The following is a 4,998-nucleotide window of genomic DNA, read 5'->3' on the forward strand; positions in this document are numbered from 1 at the left end:
CGCCGTAACCCCCGGTGGATTTCTGGCCCAGCCCCACCAACACCAGATGTTCCTGCTCCATATCAAGAGCGCGGAGCTGGTTCATGGACAGGTTTCCTGAAGGCAGCGTCTCCAACCTGTCCAGCTCACTGGCGTTACTGATATAGACCCAGCAGAGCCATCCCCGATCGCCAGCGTATTCGCACCGGCAAGGATCGCGTCATCCATCGCGGAACTAAGCGTGCCATTGATCAAGGACACCTCGAGGCCTGTCTGCCGGTCCCAAATGCCCACCGGCCCGCGTGCAAGTGGCGTTTGCGTCACACCCACCGTCGCAGGTGTATTGAGAATTTCGTGCAACGCATAGTCGTTGTCCTGCGGCGCACCATAAAGCGCGATGCTGCCCGGCCATGGACGGCCTGCGGCGGCGACATAGGGCGCGTGCGGCAGCTCGTCGCCGGTCAGCAACGGCAGATCAAGAAACAACAGTTCTGCCGGAATCGGCCCGATATAGGGCTGTAACTGTACAGATTCTTCTGGACCGGCCTGTCTGTGATAGATTTCGGGCGCGATCCTTGTGGCTTCGATCAGACGCAAACCAGCCTCTTCGACACGGTCGATCCGGTAGGTGCCATCATGCTGCGTCGTGTTGAGCGCGACCGTATCTCCGGCTGCAATATCCAACCGCGAGGGCGGCAAGGCAAATCGCGCGGTATTGCGCCCGATCCGCGCCTCTTGCAGCCAGCGGGCCACGACCTCATTGCCTTCGGCGCGGGTCAGCACAACAGGGGCTTCGCTGCGTGTCACGGTCAACGTATCGTCATCGGCAAGCATGACTTCGGCGGCGACGGGATCGTAATCGCCGTCAGCGCCGATATGCGCGAACTGGACACGCCCTGCGATTTCGGCGGTCGCCGCGCGCGTCAGTGACAGGCTGCGATCGGTTTCGGGGTCAAGTGCGATGTCGGCATCCGTTAGGTCATGCTGCACCAGACCATTGCGGCTTTGAAACACCAGCACCCCGTCGCGTTCGACCGCATCAAAGCCGTAGGCCAGCATCAGTGGTTGCAAAGCGGCGCGGCCCGTCCCGATATCGCTCACGCTATAGCCGCGCACCACACCGAACAGGCCGGTCACGTCATAGGCGGTCACGCCGGAGCGCGCGCAGACCTCGGCCACGACCGAGGCCAGAGACCGGTTCGTGGCCCGCCCGTTCAACCACGCGCCGGTGGCATAGGCCGGACCATCCGACCAAAGGGTCCGATTGCCCGGCCAGAACGGATAGGGCCGTGCATCCCACCCCCAGACATGTATGCGGGCGGTGTCGATCATGCGCCCCGCGTAGGTTGTTGATACGGGGTTATTCGCAGGATCGCCGAAGTGACCGGTGAAGGCCTGCAAATACTGCATTTGCATCAAGTCATCGCGGTTCCCGTTTGATCCATAGGGCAATTGGGGTTTGCCGCGCAGGACATGCCCCGGCCCATTCGCGCCCTTGTCGATGGCGGGGCATCCGACCGACGTCAGCCAGATCGGTTTGCTTTGCGGGACCCAATCTGACGCAACACTTTGCCGTATCCCGCCGATCCGGTCATGGTGCCGGTGCGCCCACCATCCTGCAAAGTCCTTTGCCCGCCAGACCCAATGTTCCCCGTCAGGGTCCGTAATCGGTACCCGCCGCTGGGATGCGCGTGCTTCGGGCGTCGGATAGGCCCAATCATAGTGCTCGCCCCCGGCGACATTGGATTGCAGGTATGCCAGATCATGGATGGATCCCGCGCCTGCATCGCGGTGCGGTGTCCCTTCGCGCCAGTCTGCCAAGGGCAGTGCCGCCGACACCGCAATGAAATCAATGTTCACGTCCGCCCATAGCGGATCGAGGTGGAATATCTTGTCGTTCGTCCCCGCAGGCTGCATCCCGTGATATTCGGTCCAGTCTGCGGCATAGCTGATCTTGCAGCCAGCGCCCAGGATCTGGCGCACGTCAGCGGCGAGGGATCGCAATGCATCCACCATCGGAAAACCGGCCGCGCCCTGTACCTTGGTCAGCCCCGACAACTCTGTTCCGATGCAAAAAGCCGACACACCGCCTGCAGCCGCACATAAATGGGCATAATGCAGCACAAACCGCCGATAACTGTTTTCGGCTGGCCCGGAGTAGGTGACCCCGGCCCCCGAAATGTTGAAATCGGAAAGATCGGCTTGCCCCATGAATGCGGTGACCTGAGCGTCCGCCGTTGCCGTGCCATCCGGCGTGCCCGCGACCCCCGGAGCAAGCGAAGTGGTCATATCACCCACCCAAGGCAGAACCGGCTGTCCGGCTTCCCCCGTCCATGGGTCGGGCAAGCTATTACCTGCCAATTGCGCCATCATCAGGACCGGGCTGACCACCACATCGAACCCGCGCGCGTGCAGATCAACGATGGCCTCAAGCACTGCCGCATCCGCTGGCGTTCCGCTGGCAATCGGCACACCATCCATCTCGGCAACCGTATCAGCCGCGCTGCGGGTCACACCGGACACGACCCAAGGCATCGCACCGGCATCCACCTGCCCCTGCACAACCTTCGGTGCGATCTGGCACAGACCGCAACGCAGATCATCCGCAAACCACGTCAGAGGCAACATCACGGACCCGCAGGCAGGCAGTTCCGCCTCGAGCGCGTTCATCGACACGGTAAAGTCGCTGCCGCCAAGCGGTGTATTCGTGTTCACCGCCGTCTGCGCACCGAATTCAGTCGATGCATAGACCTGCGAAGTCGCCAAGGCATATTCCCCCGCTCCCGGCATCAGCGCCACACCCTGTATTGCGCCGGCGATGTCTGTCTTATCCTGCGCCGGACGCATCACCTCGAACGTCAGTTGCGGGATACGATTACCGAACGGACCCAGCGCCAGATCCTCCAGCACCACATAGGCCGTGCCCCGATAGGCTGGCGTGTTGCCGGCCCCTTCGACCGCCGCGATTTTGGGATCAGGCAATTGGTCATCGGTCCCGACATAAAGGCGCATGTTCAGCATATCGGGTGAAATCTCGGTCCCATCGGCCCAGATGCGGCCCAGCCTGCTGATCTGCCCTTCGCAAAGCGCCACCGCAAGGCTGACAGTATAGGCATAGCTTGTCGTGCGCGGTGCAGGTGCGCTGCCTTTGCCACCGCCAGTGGTTGCAGAGGTCTCAAGAAACTGCGACGCCCAGATCACGTGACCGGCGACACGCATCCGGCCATAGACCTGCTGCATATCAGCGCCTTCAGCCGCGCCCGTGACACGAAAGCGGTCAATCCGCCCGGTCTCGACCGCGCCGCTGCCACTGCCCAAGAGTTGCTGATCAATCCGGCGGCCAATCGCTGCACCTGCTGCGCGGCCAATCGTGGCCATGGACAAGCCCAGAACGGACCCGCCGATAGAGCCGCCAAGCGCCATTCCGGCGGCGGAAAGTGCAATCGTAGCCATCAGTTTCCCCTTTCGATGAATTCAAACCGCGCCGCGATGCGCCTGCGCCAAGGATCGGAAAGCGGGCTCTCGACCACACCATGCCCCTGATAGGCGTGGATGAACCGCAGCACCGCACCGGCATCCGAGATGAGCCCCAGATGCTTTGCCACCGCCCCCTGACGCATCCGGAATACGATTACCTGTCCAGCGGCCAGGGGCGCGCCACCGGCATCTGTCAAATGCCGTTGCGCGGCAGCCAGAAGACGCTCGGCACCCTGCGGTTCCGACCAGTCCTGCGTATAGGCCGGAATCGCTTCGGGCTCGCATCCGTAGCGAGCGCGCCAGATGCCCCGCAAAAGACCCAGACAATCACACCCCACCCCTTGAACCGAGGCCTGATGCAAATAGGGTGTTCCCAACCAAGACCGGGCGATATCCACGACTTGCTGGCTCAACGTGTCAAACTCCCACCCGTGTGTGATTGGTCCGAGCGCGGCACGCTGACCAACCAGTCATCTCCGGGCATGTCGGGAAAGCCTTGGAAGTTCAGGAAATTGCCAAACTTTTCGCGACAGGTCACCGGACGCTTATCGCAACCAGCCGTCAGGCGCAGAAAATCGCCGGAAGCGACCGGTGCATTCAATGGCGACCAAAGCGTCAGCCTGCGTTCCTGTTCGCCGACATCCGTCTTGATCATCCCCCTCAGCCCTGCCGCCGCACCGCTGAGAACCTGGAGCACACCGCCTTCGAACCAGCCCGCGTTGAAGTTTTCGACACCCTCAAGCGCAAACACCTGTCCGTCGCTTGGCGCATCAAGCCTATGATCCAGCCGGTAGGACGGATGATCCAATCCAAACCCGCACCGTGAATCGCCCAGCATCGCACTGCAGGTTTTCAGATACGACCGTCCCTGCATCTGGTTCAGCGCCTCTGTCAGCCCGTTCAGTTCAGCCTCGAAGCCGCCAGACCCGCGGGTAATCTCGCCCAGCGTGCCGCGAAACAAGGTCTTGCGTGCGCGCACATCATCCCAGCAAACCAGCCAGACCTGCACGGTGGCAGCATCATAGCGCCCGGCCAGAATATCGGCCTCTGTGATCGCGTCATCGGACAGCACGCCAAAGGCTTCGGTGTTGTTGACCGAAAGGCCTGTTGTACTCGCAATCGCCCGCGCACTCAGCCCGTTTTGCGGGGCAAAGACGACCCCGTCAAATTGCAGGCTTGCATCATGGTCGGTAAACCCAAGCACGACACCATCGCGCCTGCGGACAAGCCAGCAATGACAGGTGTGCGTCACACCTTCGCGCAGATGCGCATAGAGCAGGTCCGCACTCATAGCCGCACCTCGATCACAGGCACATTGGGCACTTCGCCCGCCTGAAAACTGGACACCGAAGTCATGATCACGTCGGTATCGAACCGGACCGGCACATCAAATTCATAGCCCGCCCGCACTTCGGCACCAGCATCAGGGGCATTGGCAAAGGTCAGCAAACCGCTGTCATAATCCACCTCGTAGTCGACACCTTGCTGGGCCAGATCCCCGCCCACCTCGGCACGCACTGACCCGCGCACAGGTTTTGCAAC

The 4,998-nt window shown here is 61.9% G+C and carries 4 protein-coding genes; all 4 read right to left on the bottom strand.

What is annotated here, in order from left to right; translation table 11 throughout:
- Positions 1-81 precede the first annotated feature (81 nt).
- On the bottom strand, positions 82-3,432 hold the full coding sequence (locus R6T97_RS11050; protein WP_410349346.1) for a glycoside hydrolase/phage tail family protein: 3,351 nt from the start codon (positions 3,430-3,432) through the stop codon (positions 82-84).
- Positions 3,432-3,869: a peptidase gene (locus R6T97_RS11055; RefSeq protein ID WP_410349347.1), complete on the bottom strand. Its 438-nt coding sequence runs from the start codon at positions 3,867-3,869 to the stop codon at positions 3,432-3,434. Before R6T97_RS11055 ends, R6T97_RS11050 begins: the two co-directional genes overlap by 1 nt.
- Positions 3,866-4,747, bottom strand: a complete 882-nt coding sequence (locus R6T97_RS11060) for a DUF2163 domain-containing protein (RefSeq protein WP_410349348.1) — start codon at positions 4,745-4,747, stop codon at positions 3,866-3,868. The genes R6T97_RS11055 and R6T97_RS11060 overlap by 4 nt, the downstream gene beginning before the upstream one ends.
- The coding region (locus R6T97_RS11065; protein ID WP_410349349.1) for a DUF2460 domain-containing protein at positions 4,744-4,998 on the bottom strand (255 nt) is incomplete at its 5' end. The genes R6T97_RS11060 and R6T97_RS11065, both read right to left, overlap by 4 nt.

The sequence above is a fragment of the Yoonia sp. genome (assembly GCF_046498525.1).
Classification (GTDB): Bacteria; Pseudomonadota; Alphaproteobacteria; order Rhodobacterales; family Rhodobacteraceae; genus Yoonia.

Bases quoted from the DNA above. Each gene is read 5' to 3' on its own strand.
- R6T97_RS11050 (WP_410349346.1), bottom strand. From the start codon at position 3,432: ATGGCTACGATTGCACTTTCCGCCGCCGGAATGGCGCTTGGCGGCTCT.
- R6T97_RS11060 (WP_410349348.1), bottom strand. From the start codon at position 4,747: ATGAGTGCGGACCTGCTCTATGCGCATCTGCGCGAAGGTGTGACGCAC.